Raw genomic sequence first — 14,747 nt, forward strand, 5'->3', positions numbered from 1 at the left:
GTCAGCTCTTGGGCTGCTTGGAGCGGCGCTCGGCCAGCTCGTCCAGATCGACCTCGAACGTCGCGGCGCCGACGGGCCGGCCGGTGTCGGGATCGACGATGGTGAAGTCGACCTGCTGGCGCCGCGTCCCGGTTTCCCCGCTCACCTCCACGTCGCCATGGTTGACCGCGTCCGGACCGGCCAGGAACGTCTTCTGGAACTTCGCCTCGTCGCCCTGCCAATAATCGGAGGTGACGCTGCTCTGGCCGACGTTCAGCCCACGGTTGTCGATCACGAAGGCCTCGGTGATCAGCCCGTTGGATTCGGCCTTCACCTTGATCAGGTAGTTGGACAGCGGGCTGCCCATGAGCTGGGCGATCAGCGGCTGTTCCGCCGCCTTGGCCTCCTGGCGCCAGCGCGCGTCGAGCGCGTCGATGGTCGCCTGGTCGAGCGCCGCGTGCCGCTCGTTCTGCGCCCGCAGGGCGATCAGCACCACCGGCTTGGTCACCAGCGTGCGAAAGGAGGCGAGCAGGTCGTCGCCGATCTCCTGGGCGTGCGCCGGCACGGCGAACACCACCAGCGCAGCCGCCCAACACAGGACCGCCGCCCGACGGCGGCGCCCCTCCCCCGCGGCCGGAGCGGTTCCGGTCAGGTGCGTGGCGTCCATCGATCCGGACCTCCGCAATTGGCAGTGGTGCCAACGTACCCACGGTGGCATTAAAAACATGCTACGCCTTCCCTCTTCCCAGATCCCATGCGGCATTCCGCAGCGCATGAACGCCCCGTGCGAAACGATTTGCATTCTGCGAAAACACTGGCCGGCCGGCAGCGCGATTCCCGCCGATCATCAGTGTGCGTACGCAACGCGGCATGTTTCGTAGCAATACGAATGCCAGGAGGCATTCTCGTAAGCCGTCCAACGAACCGGCAGACGCCGCGAACTTTATTTCTCATCGTGGAATCATTCTGTACGGCCGCGCTTCGGCTGGCGGTTCGGCCGGCGCCCCCTGCCCTTCGCCCGGCTGGACAAGACCGATTGCGGCCGTACACTCGCCGCTAAACCGAACCGGGAAACCATACGGGGGAGGAACCGCATGCGTACGTCTCTGGCGTGGATGGCCAGCGCCCTGGTGGCGGCCGGATTGGCTGTGGCGTCACCGGCCTTCGCCCTCGACGCCCTCGTCGAGAAGAAGGTGTTCGAAATGCCGAGCTACACGACCACCGGCGGCGCGACGATCAGGAACGTCCGCGTCGGCTGGGAGAGCTACGGCACGCTGAACGCCGCCAAGGACAACGTGATCCTCGTCACCCACTTCTTCAGCGGCAGCTCGCACGCCGCCGGCCGGTACAAGGCCGACGACGCGCAGCCGGGCTACTGGGACGCCATCATCGGGCCGGGCAAGCCGTTGGACACCGACAAGTACTTGATCGTGAGCTCCGACACGCTGGTCAACCTGGGCGCCAAGGACCCCAACGTGGTCACCACCGGCCCCGCCTCGATCGATCCGGACACCGGCAAGCCCTACGGCATGCGCTTCCCGGTCGTCACCATCCGCGACTTCGTGAACGTCCAGAAGGCTCTGCTCGACAGCCTCGGCGCCCGCTCGCTGCACGCGGTGATGGGGGCGTCGATGGGCGCGCTCCAGGCGTTCGAGTGGGCGGCCGCCTATCCCGGAATGGTCGAGCGGGTCATCCCCGTGATCGGCGGCGCCGAGGCCGATCCGTTCCTGATCGGCTGGCTGAACGCCTGGGCCGCCCCCATCAGGCTCGACCCGAACTGGAACGGCGGCGACTACTACGGCAAGACGGAGCCGACCCGCGGCCTCGCCGAGGCGCTGAAGCTGGTCACCCTGCAGGCGCAGTACTGGGAGTGGGCCGACGCCGCGTTCGGCCGCAAGTGGGCGGAGGAGGGCAAGGACCCGCGCGCCGCCATGGACAACCGCTACCTCGTGGAAGCGGCCCTCGACAGGGCCGGGGCCGCCCGCGCCGCCACCAGCGACGCCAATCACTTCCTCTATCTGGTGAAAGCCAACCAGACCTTCGTCACCGGCAACGGCAGCACCCTGGAAGAGGGGCTGGCGAAGATCACGGCGCCGGTCCTGCTGATCCCCTCGCGCGAGGACATCGTCTTCTTTCTCGATCGCCACATGGGACGGCTGAAGGACACGCTGGCCGCACGCGGAGTCCCGGTGCGCTACAGCGACGCCATCACCGCGACCCGCGGCCATCTCGACGGCGTGCTGAACATCGCCGCCGCCGGGGAGACCATCGCCGCCTTCCTGGCGGAGTGAGGCGCCGCGCCGGCCGTACCGTCAGCCGACGACGCCGTAGTCGAGCGGCGCCCCGGCGTCGAGGTCGTAGAGCGCCGCCCGCCCGAGCAGATGGTCGGCGAAGGCGGCGCCGACGCCGGCGCCGCCCACCTCCTCGGCGAGGTCGGCGGCGGTCAGCACCGTGCCGCGGGGCAGCGCCCGCGCCGCCCGCAGGGTGCGGCGGTCGCGCACCAGCAGGTCCAGCCGGGCCAGCGGCGACGGCATGAAGACCACGTCGCCGGGCGGACGGTGGCGCATGGCCGCCTCGAACGACGCGAGCTCGGTGCACAGGAAGCCGATGCGCGCGCCTTCGGCGGCGAACACCGGTCGCCGCGGGTCGTCGGTCGGCACCAGGACGTCGTAGCGGCCGGCCAGCTCGGCGAGGCTGCCGACGAGCGTCTCGTCGAAGCGGCCGGCCCATTCGGGCAGCGCCGCGATGTCGGCCGCCACCGCGGCGCTGCTCAGCAGAATGGTCTTGGCCGTCATGGTGCGCATCATGTTCATCGTCCGGCCTCCGCCATGACCCGGCGCAAGGCGCCGCGGTCGAGCACGCCGGGGCACGCCTTGGCGAAGGCGATGACCGCCTGGTCCAGGTTCATGCCGAGGCCGTTGGCGATCCTCAGCCCGCGGGCCCGCGCCGACGCCAGCAGCGCGGTCTCGGCCGGCTGGTAGACGATGTCGTAGACCAGGGCATCGGCGGGCAACAGGGCCAGGCGCGCGCCCCCGTCGGAACTGGGGACGTCGGAACCGAGGGCGTCGGAACCGAGGGGACTGCCCGCCGGCCCGCCGGCGAAGCCGACCGCGCTGGCGTTGACCAGCACGTCGGTGCCGGCCAGCACGGCGTCGGCGACGGGCCAGGGCACGACGCGGACGCCGTTCCCCAGGGCGGCCGCCAGAGCCTCGGCGCGCTCCTGCGTACGGTTGGCCAGCGTCAGCGACGCCACCCGCCCGGCCAGGAAGGCGGCGACGGCCCGGCCGGCGCCGCCGGTGCCGAGCACCAGCACCCGCTTGGCGGCGAGGCGCCCGCCGGTCAGGTCGTCGAGCTGGGCGAGCGCGCCGGCGCCGTCGGTGTTGGCGCCGACCAGGGCGGCGCCGTCGCGGTACAGCGCGTTCACCGCGCCGATGGCGGCGGCTTCCGGCTCGACCCGGTCGAGGAAGGGCACGATCGCCTGCTTGTGCGGCATGGTCACCGCCCCGCCGAGGAAACGGACGTCCGCCCTGAGGGCGTCTACCAGCGCCGCGAGGCGGTCGACCGCCACGTCCATCGGCACCATGCGGGCATCGACCCCGGCGGCGGCGAACGCCGCGTTCCACAGGAGCGGCGAGCGCGCGCCCTTGGACGGGGCGAGGCCGAGAATGGCGGCGTAGCGGGCGGTGTCGCGGGTGACCGGATTGTCGATCAGTCCGGGGAACAGCGCTTCGGTCGACAACGGCTGGGCATCCTGGGACGGCGGTCGTGTGGGCCCGTCCTACCGCGCCGCGCCCCGCGGATCAAGTCCGACGCGCCGGACGGTCGCGCGGCACGCCGCCTCATCCGGCGATGAACCAGTCGCTGGACACCTGGCTCGCCGCGACGCCCTTGAGGGTCAGCGTGTCGCCGGTGGCGAGCCGGATCACGGCGTCGCCGCCGGTCGAGGTCGCCACGGTGTAGGAGGGGTTGCCCAGCAGCTGGATGCGGTCGCCGGCGCTGGTGTTGAAGTCGAGGATCGTGTCGTTGCCGGCGGTGGCATGAAAGACGAAGACGTCGTTGCCCGAACCGCCGGCGAGCACGTCGTCGTCCCGGTTGCCGAACAGCCAGTCGTTGCCGTCGCCGCCGCTGAGCGTGTCGGCGCCCTGTCCGCCGAACAGCGTGTCGGTGCCGGTGCCGCCGTCCATGACGTCGGCGGCGACCTGGCCGTACAGCAGGTCCTCGCTGTCGCCGCCGAACAGGGCGTCCTCGCCCTGCCCGCCGAACAGCGTGTCGGCGCCGGAATCCCCGTACAGCACGTCGAGGCCCTGGTTGCCGTAGAGGGCGTCCTCCCGGTTGCCGCCGTAGAGGGTGTCGTTGCCGGAGTTGCCGGCGATCCGGTCGTCCTGCGACCAGCCGTACATCACGTCGTTGTAGATGTAGATGTCCTGCCGGCTGAACGATCCGGAGAACAGGTCGCGCCACGACAGCGTCAGGTCGGCGACGGTGGCGGACGGGATGTTGTCGACGAAATCGTACTCGATGCGGGTGATCGTCCCGGTGATGCCGCCGATGTATTGCGACCCGCCGAAGCTGCCGTAGTAGGCGTTGACGTACGTCTCGCCGTCGACGGTCTCCTGCAGGATGATCTTGTCGGTGGCGTAGAGGAGGATCGTCGCCTTGACCGGATCGACCGCCGCCGTGGAGAGATTGTCGAAGCTGTTCTCGTTCAGCGGGGTAACGGCAACCCTTGCCATGATCAATCTCCGATCCGTCTCGCGATTCGCCCTAAATGCTTATAAAAGTCGAACCTCCGGCTGTCCAGAGCCGCGGTTGCGCCGCCACCGCGACACGGGCGCGCGGCGGTTGCGAAGCCGCACCGGAACCGTCGGCCGGCGGGCACGGTTGAGCGGGAAACGGGGCGCTCCCGAACCACCCGCCCCACCGCAGCAAGGAGGACATCCCATGCGCCGCGCATTGCTCCTGTCCGTGGTCCTCGCGGCCTCCCTGCCCGGTGCCGCCCTCGCGCAGCCGGGCGGTGCCGGCGGCGGCCGGCCGGCGGCGGCCGCGCCGCACGCGCAATGGTCGCAGCAGGACCGCTCGTTCGTCCGGTCGGCCATGGCCGGGTCGCGGTTCGAACGGCAGGCGGCCCAGCTCGCCCTGACGAAGGCGCCGGACGACGCGCAGCTCCAGCGCTTCGCCCGGCGCATGGACGAGGATCACGCGGCCATGGCCAACCGCCTGCTGGCGATCGTGCCGCCGCGCGGTGAGGCGCCGCCGGCCGACATGACGGCGACGCAGCGCGACGCGCTGAAGCGGCTGCAGGGCCTGTCCGGCGACGCCTTCGCCGCCGCCTACATCCGCGGCCAGGTCGCGGCCCACGAACACGACGTCGCCGCGTTCGAGCGGCAGGCCGAGCACGGCGACGTCGCCATGCTGAAGACCTTCGCCGAGGACTCCCTGCCGACCCTGCGCGAGCACCTGGAGTTCGCCCGCGACCTGCAGCAGCGGCTGGCCGTCGCCGAGGCGCCGGCGGGCGTGCCGGGCAAGAAGCCGACGCCCAAGCCGCAGTGACGGTCAGGCGTCGCGCTTGCGCAGCGCGGCGAACCCGGCCTGCGACTTCAGACGGCTGCCCCGCAGCTCGCCGCCCCGCTCCAGGATCGGGTAGGCGACCGCGGCGGCGTGGGCGTTGATCCGCTTGAGGTCGCGCATCACGTCGAGGAACAGCGCGCTCTCCTCGATGCCCTCGCCGCCGTCGCGGCGGATGCGCTCGAGATGGCCTTCGGCGGCGGCCCGCTCGAGCTGGCGGACGGCGTCCTTCTCGCCGACGAGCTGGCGGGCCAGCCGCAGATCCTCGGAGATGAAGATGCCGAGCGCGGTGCGCAGGTTGTCGAGCGTGCGCCGGTGCAGCGTCTCGACCGCCTGCAGGTCGTCGGGCGGCAGGCGCAGGCGGTGGCGGGCCTTCTTGGCGGCGAGGTCCATCAGGTTCTTGTCGATGATGTCGCCGATGTGCTCCAGGTTGATGGCGACGGCGAGGATCTCGCCGGCGCGCCGGCCGTCCGCCTCGTCGAGATGCTCGCGCCCCAGCTTCACCAGATAGAGCTTGATGGCGGTGTGCAGCCGGTCGACTGCGTCGTCCATCCGGCTCACCTCCGCCAGCGCGCGCTCGTCGTCGCCGCGCAGGACGTCGAGGCTGCGGCGCAGCATCTCCTCCACCAGGTCGCCCAGGCGCAGCGTCTCGCGCACCGCGCAGGCGAGCGCCTCCGACGGCGATTCCAGCGCCGATTCGTCGAGATGCCGGGGGCCGACACCCTCGTCGGCGGTCTCCGGGTCGGGCAGCGCACGGGCCGCGAGGCCCGCCGCCACCCCGGTGAGCGGCAGGAATCCCACGGCCAGGACCGCGTTGAAGGCGACATGGAACAGCACCACCGCCTCGGCGTCGGCCGGCCCGTCCAGCCACAGCGCCGCCGCCGGCAGCGCCAGCAGCACGCCGACGCCGCGCATGGCGAGATTGCCGAGGGGCACGCGCCGCGCCGCCGCCCCCTCCTTCAGGGTCGCCAGGACCGCCGGCACCGCGCCGCCGAGATTCGCGCCGAGGACCAGCGCCGCCGCACCGTCCAGGTCGAGCAGCCCGCTGCCCGCCAGCGAGGCGACGAGAAGCACCATGGCGAGGCTGGAATGCAGCAGCACGGTGACCGCCGCGGCGACCAGGACGGCGATCAGCGGTTCCCCGGCGAGTGCGGAGAGCAGGGCATGGATCAGTTCGGACCCGCGGATCGGCAGGGTGGCCTCGCCGAGCAGCCGCAGGGCCAGCAGGGCCAGCCCGACGCCGACCAGCGTCCGCGCCGCGGCGCGGCGCTGGCGGCTGCCTTCGCCGGTCGCGAACAGGACGCCGCCCAGCAGGACGAGGCCGGGCGACAGCCAGTGCAGGTCGAGCGACAGCAGCCGCGCCACCACCGCCGTGCCGACGTCGGCCCCCAGCATCACCGCCAGGGCGGCGGCGGTGCTCATCAGGCCGCGACCGGCCGTGGCCGCCGCCATCAGGGCGGTCGCCGTGCTGCTCTGCAGCGCCAGGGTCACCACGGTGCCGGCGGCGAAGGCGAAGAGGCGGTTGCGCGTGCCCAGCCCCACCCAGCGCCGCAGGTCGGCGCCGAGGGCCCGGAACACGCCGGTGCGGACCAGCCGCAATCCCCACAGGAGCAGGGCGACGGCGCCGCAGATGTCGACCAGGACGAGAGTCGGGGAGATGGCGGTTCTCCGGCGTCAGGAACGCTGTCACGAAACCGTAACATTCCTGGCGCGCTTCCGATCCCTCCCCTTTCGTCGGATCGGCCGCCGTCCGAACGGCGCAGGTCAGTGAAGCGTCGTCGACGGCGGGTGATGGGTGGCGACCGGCAGCGCGGCGCGCACCGGCGCCGCGCCCCGCCGGTCGGGAACCCGCAGGCCGCAGGCCAGCAGTTCCGTCGCCAGGGCCCGCAGCGCCGGACCGGCCAGACGGGCGCCGGCGGGCGGCAGCAGGGCGCGGGTCAGGAACAGCGCGGCCGCCCCTTCCCCGGCCTGATGGAGGGCCAGGACGTCGAGCAGCAGGCGCTCGTGATCGCCGAGCGCCGGACATTGCGGGCCATGGACGGTGATCGTCGTCCCCGGTCCCACGGCGGCGATCAGCAGCGTCATCGCACTGTCGAGGGCCGGCACCGCCGGGGCCGCCATGGCCTGGCGGAACGCCGCGTCGATGGCGGGCAGCAGGGGGGTCCCCGTGCAGGCGCCGGCGACCCACGTCCGCACACCCCACAGCACCAGCCGCTCCGCCGGGGTCAGGACGGCCTGGGCGGCGGTTTCGCCGATGCGGGCGGCGGTCACGGGACGGACCTCGCCAGGACCGGCGGCGCGGCACCGCCCCCGGCGGCGTCCGGGACGACGGCCGCTCCGTCGCCGCCCTGCAGGACGGGCAGGCTGAGGCCGGCCCGGGCCAGCGCCCGGGCGAAGCTGCGCAGCGGCCCGCGCACCCGGCGGCAGGCATCGGCCGTGAGGAGCGGCCGCAGGACCATCAGCACGTCGACGGCGTCGTCGCCCTGGGCCAGGGCCACGGCGTCGACCAGCCGGACCTCGTCGGCGGTGAGCCAGGGCGAATGGACCGGCGCCAGCGCGACGGCGCGCCGCGAGCCGTCGGCGACGGCCGACATCAGCGCGTCGAGGGGAGCCACGGCGTCCGCCCCGCCGATCTTGTCGAAGGCCGTGCCGAAGCGGCGCACGGCGTTGGGGTCGCCGACGTCGGCGGCCAGCCACAGCCGCATCGTCCAGACGACGAAGCGGGTCGCGAACGCCAGCTCCTCCCAGGGCAGCGGGGCCGGCACGACGGGCGGGCCGGCGAGCGCGGCGGTGGCGGCGGTGGTCATGGGGCGGTGCCTCCGGTCGTCGGAACGCTCAGTCAATGAGATTGCGAGTCGTTCTCATCTTTTCGACTCCCTACATGACCGAGGGGCCCGCGTCAATGGCGTATTTGCGAATGCGAGTGACTCGCGCCAATGCCCGGGTGGGCGGCAGGGCCTCGACGGGGCGTTACGGCCCGAAGGGGACGTTCGGGCCATAACGTTGATGCGTCACCAATTGTACTTCAACGTGGCGAGAACCTTCCGCCGGTCGCCGTAATAGACCGTGCCGTAGTAGTCGGTGGACACGTACTTCTTGTCGAACAGGTTGGTGGCGTTGACCGCCGCGCTGACGTGGTCGGTGATCTTGTAGTCCACGCCGGCGTCGAAGACGGTGTAGGAGTCGACCTTGGTCGTGTTCCCGGGATCGCCGTAGCTGGAACCGACGAAACGCACGCCGATGCCCGAGGTCAGGTCGCCGCGGGCACCCTCGCCCGGGATGGTGTAGTCGAGCCAGGCCGACGCCATGTGTTCGGGCGTTTGGCCGGGGCGCTTGCCGACATTGCCGGCAATGCCGTCCTTGGTGACCTCGGCGTCCCAGTAGGCGTAGGCCACGGTCAGGTTCATCCGGTCGTCCAGAGCCATCTTGCCTTCCAGCTCGATGCCCCGCACCTCGACCTCGCCGATCTGGCTTTGCACGCTCGGGCTGACGTTGACGGGCACGTTGGTCTGGGTCAGGTCGAACAGGGCGAGGGTGAACAGGGCTTCCACGCCCTGCGGACGGTATTTCACGCCGACCTCGTATTGCCTGCCCTCCTGCGGCTCGAGGGCCCCCTGTACGGCATAGCCGTTGAAGGTCGGCGCCACCAGCGGCTGGAACGATTCGGAGTAGTTGGCGTACAGCGCCACGGCCTCGGTCGCCTTGTAGGTCAGGCCAACCCGCTTGGTGAACGCGACGTCCGTGCTCTCGTCCCTGGTCGCCAGGTCGGGATAGTCGACCTCGGTCTTGACGTGGTCGTACCGTCCGCCGAGCGTCAGGATCCAGCGCCTGTCCAGGGTGAGCTGCTCCTGCACGTACACGCCGAGCGCCTTCTGTACGGGCGTCCAGTTCACATACGGGCCCAGCGTGATGCAACCCCTGCCGCAATAGACCGGGTTGCTCAGGTCGACGCCGGGAGCGCTGCCGTAGAGCGCGATTTCATGGTTCTTGTCGTAGGAGAAGTCGACGCCGACCAGCGTCTTGGTCTCGACCGCCCCCCAGCCGCGATCGTACTGGAGCTGGTTGTCGATGGCGAAACGGTTCACCGTGCCGTCGACGGCGAAGGCCGCGCGGTCCGCCGTGGGATCGGCCGAGAGGGCGTAGACCTGCTCGTAGTCGAGCGTCAGATGGGTGTAGCGGGCGTTCTGGCGGAACGCCAGCCGGTCGGTGACCGGATGCTCGAGCAGGTAGCCGACATCGATCTGCTCGGTGTCGAACTTGTTGAAATCCGGTTCGCCCAGGAAGGTGTCGGCGCCGACGTCGGCACCGGCCGGATAGCCGTAGCCGGCATTGCCCTTGCGCTTGCTGTAGTCGGTCAGCAGGGTCAGCGAGGTGCCGTCGGGCGACTTGGCGGTCAGGGCGGGGGCGACGTAGATCCGGTCGTCGTTGGAATAGTCCCCGTCGTGGTCGCCGTCCTGGCCCATGGCGGTCAGCCGGTAGCTCCAGATCCCCTGCTCGTCCAGCGGCCCGCCGAAGTCCGTCCCCGCCTCGACATGGTCCTCGCCGAAGGTGGTGTACGCCTCGCCGTGGGGATCGGACTGCGGCCGCTTGGTGATCGAGTTGACCAGTCCGCCCGGACCGTTGAGACCGAACAGGGTGGACGTCGAGCCCTTCAAGACCTCGACCCGCTGAAGCCCGTAGGGTTCCAGGCGGCTGGTCGTCCAGCCGGGAATGCGCATGGACAAGCCGTCCCGATAGTTGCCCAGGGTCGTCTGCTGGAAGCCGCGGATGGCGAAATAGTCGTAACGGTCGTCGGAACCGTATCCGTCCACCACGACGCCGGAGGTGTAGGACAGGGCCTGTTGCAGGTCATGGACGTTGCGCCGTTCGAGCTCCTTCTGCGTCACCACCGAGACGGCGGCGGGAAGTTCCAGGATGTCCGTGTCGGTCTTGCTGCCGGTCGCCGAGCGCTTGGCGACGACCGTCACGTCCGGCCCCATCGGACCGTCGAAAGCCTGGGCCGGCGTCGCCCCCTCGACATTCACCGGGGCCAGCATCATCGCGCCGTCGGCCGTCGCCTTTTCCAGAATCACGTTGTGGGGATTGGTGAAGTTCCAATGCAGGCCGCTCCCGGCGAGCAGGCGTTGCAGCCCGTCGTTGACGGAGAAGGTGCCGACGACTCCCGGGGACTGCAGCCCCGCCACGTCCTCGCTCTTGTAGGCGAAGGCCAGCCCGGCCTGATCGGCGAAACGATCCAGGGCGGTGCCCAGCTTCTGCGGCGGGACGTTGAAGGCACGCACATCCTCCGCCTGCGCCAATTGCGTCGCGGGCTGCGCCGCCGCGGCCTGCACCGGATGCGACAGGGCCGCCGCAGCCGCCACCATCAGGCCCATTCCGGCCAGGCGGCGCCCCCGTGCCCCCTTTCCCCCATTCCACATGCTCACTCTCCCGCGCTGCGATCCATGACAGGCGAAGATGCAAATGACTTGCATTCGCTCGCCCTATCGGTAGACCGAACGAGACGGAGCAAACCGGTGGAACTTTTTCGTCCCGGGCAAATTTTACCGCAGGATCACCAGATATGGCGTCAGGCGGGTGACCGACAGGCCATGCGTGGCGGCAAGGGCATCGATGCCGCCGTCGAGGTCGTCCAGCGCCACACGGGCGGTGACCGGCTGAAGATCGCTGCCGTCGCGCAACAGCACGATCCTGCCGGCGCGGTAGCGGCCGATCTCGGCCAGGGCGTCGGCCAGGGGACGGTTGCGGATGACGATCTGGCCGCGCAGCCACGCCGTCTCCGTCGCCGGATCGAGGGTGCGGACCGTGCCGGGGCGGTCGCCCGCGCCATAGCGGACCTGCTGGCCGGCCGTGACGAGAACGCCCCGCTCCACCCCTGCCGCCGCAGGGGAGTCCACCCGAACGGTTCCCTCGGCCACGGTGACGACCGCGGCGGCACCCGCGTCGCGCACCACGAAGGCGGTTCCCACCGCCGTGGTCCGGCCGCCCTCGGCCGCGACCTCGAAGGGCCGGGCGGCATCCTTGCGGACCTCGAAGTACGCCTCGCCCCGCAGCAGGCGGACCTGCCGGAGGCCGGGGGAATAGGCCACGTCGATGGCGGTGTCGGTGTTGAGATGCGCCACCGTGCCGTCCGGCAGCGTCAGCACGTGGCGATGGCCGATGCCGCTGTAATGGTCCGCCAGCATCCCCATGGGTTGGACGATGCCGGTCGTCACCAACAGCGCGAGGCAGGCGCCGGCGACGCCCGCGGCCAGCGTCGGCCGCCGCCATGGCCGCGCCCGCTGCCGGCCGACGGCCGGCGCCTCCTGGCGCGGACCGGCGCGCCCTCGGGGGGCGAAGGCGGCCTCCAGCGGCGCGACCTCGTGCCACAGCCCCTCGATCTCGGCATAGGCGGCGGCGTGGCGGGGATCGGCCTCCCTCCATGCGGCGAAGGCGCGCCGGTCCGCCTCGGCGACGTCGCCCGAGGAGAGCCGCAGAAACCAGTCCTGCGCCGCGTCGTCGACGGGATCGCGGCCATCGGCCTGCGGGACGGCGGCCGACATTCAGGCGTCTCCCGGCCCGCGACTCGCCCGGAACTTCCGGCGCGCCTTGAGAAGTGCGTCCATCACGACCTTCAGGTCCGTATACGCGGTGGTCACGCTGATGCCGAGTTCCGCGGCGGCCTCGGCCTGGGATCTGCCTTCGTAGCGGCAGAGATGAAACACCTGGCGGCAGCGCTCGGGCAACGCGGCGATGACCTCTTCCATCAAGCGCAACTCCATGCGGGCCGCCATGTACCGCTCCGGCGTCAATTCCTCGCTCTGCCGCCACACCAGCCCGTCGGCCTCGGCCAGAATCTCCTGGCGCCGCCGCTCGGCACGGACATGGTCGGTGGCGAGATTGGCGGCCAGCTTGAACAGGTAAGCCTTGCGGTCGCGGATGTCCTGATGGTCCTTGACGTTGCACAGCTTCAGGTAAAGGTCGTGGGCGATGTCCGCGGCCAGCGTGGAGGAGCCCAGCCGCCGGGCGAGAAAGCGCACCAGTTCCCGTTCGTGCTCGCTATAGGCCTGCAACAACAGCATCCCGGCAACGCCCCCAATCGTGCCGCCCTGGGCACCCCGGCGACTCGTCGGACGCTGACCCTAGGGAAATTGCGAACGATTATCAATAGGGCGTACTCTGTGGCCACCGGCCTGGCCGCGTCACCAAGGGAGGACATGCGATGACCGTCGACCGACGAACGATGCTCGGAATGGCCGCGGCCCTGGCATTGGGATCGGCGTTTGCGACCACGGCGGCCGCCGCCCCGGAGGACGCCTCCCGGGGCATTCTTCTCCTCGCCCACGGCTCCCACCGGTCGCATGGCGCGGGGCACGGCGACCATGCCGCTCACGGTGGCCATGGCGGCCACGGCGGAGCGGCCGCCGACGTGTGGAACGACAACGTCGAGCGGCTGGCCGAACGGCTCGACACGGCGCACCCGACCGAGGTCGCCTTCGGCATGGCCGATCCGCAGGCGATCCAGGCGGCGGTCGACCGACTGACGGAGCGCGGCGTCAGCGACATCGTGGCGATCCCGCTGTTCGTCTCCTCCTACAGCCCGATCATCGGCAACTTCCGCTACATACTCGGGCTGCAGGACCATCTGGCGCCGACCACGGCGCTGAAGCACCTCGACCGCGTCCACAGCGACGCCCGCTTCCGCTTCTCCGGTGCCATGGATGCGCACCCGCTGATCAGCGAGATCCTTTTGGACCGGGCCCGGGCCGCCACCGACGATCCCGCCGCCAGCCACGTGGTGCTGATCGCCCACGGCCCCAACACCGAGGAGGAGAACCGGCTGTGGCTGCGCGACATGGCAGCCCACGCCGAGCGGCTGCGCACCGCCGGCGGCTTCCGCGCGGTCAGCGTGCTGACCCACCGCAACGACGCCCCCGCGGCGGTGAAGGAGGCCGCCCGCGCGGCGTTCCGCGGCGAGGTGGCGGAGGCGTCGAAGACCGGGCCGGTGGTGGTGGTGCCGCTGCTGCTGTCGGCCGGCGGCATCGAGGCCGAGGTCCGCGACGACCTCGCCGGCCTCGATTTCCGTTTCGCCGATCCGCTGATGCCCCATGCCAACCTGGAGCGCTGGGTCCTCGCGTCCTTCGCCGAACGCGTCCCGGCGGCCTCCCGTTAGCTTGGCCCGGTCGCCGCGTCAGGCCCGCCCACCACCGCCGCCGCCGCCGCAGGCGAAGGTCTCGAGGCGGGCACGAACGCGGCGGACCGTGTCCGCGGCCAAGCCGGCGGCGTCCTCGCGCGGCAGGCCGCGGCCGACCAGCAGGTCCTCGACCAGGCGGTCGTAGACCTCCAGGGCCAGGATCTGCACGTCCGCCGCATAGCCGGCCAGGGTGAGGGCGACGTCGGCGGCGACCTGCTCGGCGACCAGGGACGATGGGATCATCGGCGGGGGCTTCATCGACGGGACCTCGGAGGCGGCGGGCGCCGACGCGCCTCCACCGCGAAGGAGCGCGCGCCTCCGCGCATGGTACCGCCCGGCGGTCACCGGCGCCGGTGACAAGCGACGTCAGGACACCAGGAAGGGGTTGTGCAGGCGCTCCTGCCCCAGGGTCGACATCGGCCCGTGGCCGGGAATGAAGGCGACGTCGTCGCCGAGCGGCAGCAGCTTGCCGTGGATGGCGTCGATCAGCGCCGCATGGTCGCCGCGGGGGAAGTCGGTGCGGCCGACGGAACCCTGGAACAGCACGTCGCCGACCACCGCCAGCCGGGAGGCGGCATGGAAGAAGACCACGTGGCCCGGCGTGTGGCCGGGGCAATGCCGGACGGCCAGGGTCTGCGCGCCGACGGTGACGGTGTCGCCCTCGTCCAGCCAGCGGTCGGGGGTGAAGCTCCGGGTCGGCGGGAAGCCGAACATCTGGCTCTGCATCGGCATGCCGTCGATCAGGAAGCGGTCCTCCCGGTGCGGGCCCTCGATCGGCAGGCCGAGGCGGGCCGCCAGGTCGGCGACACCGCCGACGTGGTCGATGTGCCCGTGGGTGACCAGGATCTTCTCCGGCGTCACACCCGCCCGCTCGATGGCGCGCAGGATGCGGTCGACGTCGCCGCCGGGGTCGACCACCGCCGCCTTCATCGTCGCCTCGCACCACAGAACGCTGCAGTTCTGCTGGAAAGGCGTCACCGGTACGATGGCGTACTTCATGCCGATCCTCTGACTCGTCGGGCCCGTCGCGCGG

General features: G+C 71.2%; 15 protein-coding genes. 3 read left to right on the forward strand and 12 right to left on the reverse strand.

Features of this window, described 5'->3' with window-relative positions:
- Position 1: 1 nt before the first annotated feature.
- On the reverse strand, positions 2 to 646 hold the full coding sequence (locus ACSBPG_RS28975) for a hypothetical protein (protein WP_435540726.1): 645 nt from the start codon (positions 644 to 646) through the stop codon (positions 2 to 4).
- 427 nt (positions 647 to 1,073) lie between these two features.
- Between ACSBPG_RS28975 and ACSBPG_RS28980 the strand changes: the two genes are divergently transcribed.
- Positions 1,074 to 2,270 (forward strand): E22 family MetX-like putative esterase, encoded by a 1,197-nt coding sequence (locus ACSBPG_RS28980; protein ID WP_435540727.1) that lies wholly within the window; start codon positions 1,074 to 1,076, stop codon positions 2,268 to 2,270.
- A gap of 21 nt (positions 2,271 to 2,291) precedes the next feature.
- Here the strand turns inward: ACSBPG_RS28980 and ACSBPG_RS28985 are convergent, their stop codons facing one another.
- The 3 genes from ACSBPG_RS28985 to ACSBPG_RS28995 all read right to left on the reverse strand — a co-directional run bounded on the left by ACSBPG_RS28985 (position 2,292) and on the right by ACSBPG_RS28995 (position 4,712).
- Positions 2,292 to 2,792: an SAF domain-containing protein gene (locus tag ACSBPG_RS28985; RefSeq protein WP_435540728.1), complete on the reverse strand. Its 501-nt coding sequence runs from the start codon at positions 2,790 to 2,792 to the stop codon at positions 2,292 to 2,294.
- Complete coding sequence (locus ACSBPG_RS28990; RefSeq protein WP_435540729.1) at positions 2,789 to 3,718, reverse strand: shikimate dehydrogenase family protein; 930 nt, start codon at positions 3,716 to 3,718, stop codon at positions 2,789 to 2,791. The genes ACSBPG_RS28985 and ACSBPG_RS28990 overlap by 4 nt, the downstream gene beginning before the upstream one ends.
- A 100-nt stretch (positions 3,719 to 3,818) precedes the next feature.
- Entirely contained in the window at positions 3,819 to 4,712 is an 894-nt protein-coding gene (locus ACSBPG_RS28995) for a calcium-binding protein (protein WP_435540730.1), read from the reverse strand.
- A 208-nt stretch (positions 4,713 to 4,920) separates the two neighbouring features.
- Between ACSBPG_RS28995 and ACSBPG_RS29000 the strand changes: the two genes are divergently transcribed.
- Positions 4,921 to 5,529 carry a DUF4142 domain-containing protein gene (locus ACSBPG_RS29000; protein ID WP_435540731.1) on the forward strand — a complete coding sequence of 203 codons (609 nt, stop codon included), beginning with the start codon at positions 4,921 to 4,923 and terminating at the stop codon, positions 5,527 to 5,529.
- Positions 5,530 to 5,532: 3 nt separating this feature from the next.
- Here ACSBPG_RS29000 and ACSBPG_RS29005 read toward each other — a convergent pair whose 3' ends face one another.
- From ACSBPG_RS29005 to ACSBPG_RS29030, 6 genes are all read right to left on the reverse strand, one after another.
- Positions 5,533 to 7,203, reverse strand: coding sequence for a Na/Pi cotransporter family protein (locus ACSBPG_RS29005; protein ID WP_435540760.1), 1,671 nt, complete (start codon positions 7,201 to 7,203; stop codon positions 5,533 to 5,535).
- A 105-nt stretch (positions 7,204 to 7,308) separates the two neighbouring features.
- The gene (locus tag ACSBPG_RS29010; protein ID WP_435540732.1) at positions 7,309 to 7,815 is read right to left on the reverse strand and encodes a hypothetical protein; all 507 of its coding nucleotides are present in this window, start codon (positions 7,813 to 7,815) and stop codon (positions 7,309 to 7,311) included.
- Positions 7,812 to 8,351, reverse strand: coding sequence for a hypothetical protein (locus ACSBPG_RS29015; protein ID WP_435540733.1), 540 nt, complete (start codon positions 8,349 to 8,351; stop codon positions 7,812 to 7,814). The genes ACSBPG_RS29010 and ACSBPG_RS29015 overlap by 4 nt, the downstream gene beginning before the upstream one ends.
- 204 nt (positions 8,352 to 8,555) lie before the next feature.
- Positions 8,556 to 10,961: a TonB-dependent siderophore receptor gene (locus ACSBPG_RS29020; protein ID WP_435540734.1), complete on the reverse strand. Its 2,406-nt coding sequence runs from the start codon at positions 10,959 to 10,961 to the stop codon at positions 8,556 to 8,558.
- A 123-nt stretch (positions 10,962 to 11,084) separates the two neighbouring features.
- Complete coding sequence (locus tag ACSBPG_RS29025) at positions 11,085 to 12,083, reverse strand: FecR family protein (protein WP_435540735.1); 999 nt, start codon at positions 12,081 to 12,083, stop codon at positions 11,085 to 11,087.
- Positions 12,084 to 12,602, reverse strand: coding sequence for an RNA polymerase sigma factor (locus tag ACSBPG_RS29030; protein ID WP_435540736.1), 519 nt, complete (start codon positions 12,600 to 12,602; stop codon positions 12,084 to 12,086).
- Positions 12,603 to 12,949: 347 nt separating this feature from the next.
- On the opposite strand from ACSBPG_RS29030, the gene ACSBPG_RS29035 reads away from it, so the two are divergent.
- Complete coding sequence (locus ACSBPG_RS29035) at positions 12,950 to 13,693, forward strand: sirohydrochlorin chelatase (protein ID WP_435540737.1); 744 nt, start codon at positions 12,950 to 12,952, stop codon at positions 13,691 to 13,693.
- 18 nt (positions 13,694 to 13,711) lie between these two features.
- Here the strand turns inward: ACSBPG_RS29035 and ACSBPG_RS29040 are convergent, their stop codons facing one another.
- Positions 13,712 to 13,957, reverse strand: a complete 246-nt coding sequence (locus ACSBPG_RS29040) for a hypothetical protein (protein ID WP_435540738.1) — start codon at positions 13,955 to 13,957, stop codon at positions 13,712 to 13,714.
- Positions 13,958 to 14,080: 123 nt separating this feature from the next.
- Positions 14,081 to 14,713 (reverse strand): MBL fold metallo-hydrolase, encoded by a 633-nt coding sequence (locus ACSBPG_RS29045; protein ID WP_435540739.1) that lies wholly within the window; start codon positions 14,711 to 14,713, stop codon positions 14,081 to 14,083.
- Positions 14,714 to 14,747 lie beyond the last annotated feature (34 nt).

It is taken from the genome of Azospirillum sp. ST 5-10 (genome assembly GCF_051225715.1).
Classification (GTDB): domain Bacteria; phylum Pseudomonadota; class Alphaproteobacteria; order Azospirillales; family Azospirillaceae; genus Azospirillum.

Excerpts from the sequence above, each read along its gene's own strand:
- ACSBPG_RS28975 (WP_435540726.1), bottom strand. The coding sequence starts at position 646 with ATGGACGCCACGCACCTGACCGGAACCGCTCCGGCCGCGGGGGAGGGG.
- ACSBPG_RS28980 (WP_435540727.1), top strand. The coding sequence starts at position 1,074 with ATGCGTACGTCTCTGGCGTGGATGGCCAGCGCCCTGGTGGCGGCCGGA.
- ACSBPG_RS28985 (WP_435540728.1), bottom strand. The coding sequence starts at position 2,792 with ATGAACATGATGCGCACCATGACGGCCAAGACCATTCTGCTGAGCAGC.
- ACSBPG_RS28995 (WP_435540730.1), bottom strand. The coding sequence starts at position 4,712 with ATGGCAAGGGTTGCCGTTACCCCGCTGAACGAGAACAGCTTCGACAAT.
- ACSBPG_RS29000 (WP_435540731.1), top strand. The coding sequence starts at position 4,921 with ATGCGCCGCGCATTGCTCCTGTCCGTGGTCCTCGCGGCCTCCCTGCCC.
- ACSBPG_RS29015 (WP_435540733.1), bottom strand. The coding sequence starts at position 8,351 with ATGACCACCGCCGCCACCGCCGCGCTCGCCGGCCCGCCCGTCGTGCCG.
- ACSBPG_RS29020 (WP_435540734.1), bottom strand. The coding sequence starts at position 10,961 with ATGTGGAATGGGGGAAAGGGGGCACGGGGGCGCCGCCTGGCCGGAATG.
- ACSBPG_RS29025 (WP_435540735.1), bottom strand. The coding sequence starts at position 12,083 with ATGTCGGCCGCCGTCCCGCAGGCCGATGGCCGCGATCCCGTCGACGAC.
- ACSBPG_RS29030 (WP_435540736.1), bottom strand. The coding sequence starts at position 12,602 with ATGCTGTTGTTGCAGGCCTATAGCGAGCACGAACGGGAACTGGTGCGC.
- ACSBPG_RS29040 (WP_435540738.1), bottom strand. The coding sequence starts at position 13,957 with ATGATCCCATCGTCCCTGGTCGCCGAGCAGGTCGCCGCCGACGTCGCC.
- ACSBPG_RS29045 (WP_435540739.1), bottom strand. The coding sequence starts at position 14,713 with ATGAAGTACGCCATCGTACCGGTGACGCCTTTCCAGCAGAACTGCAGC.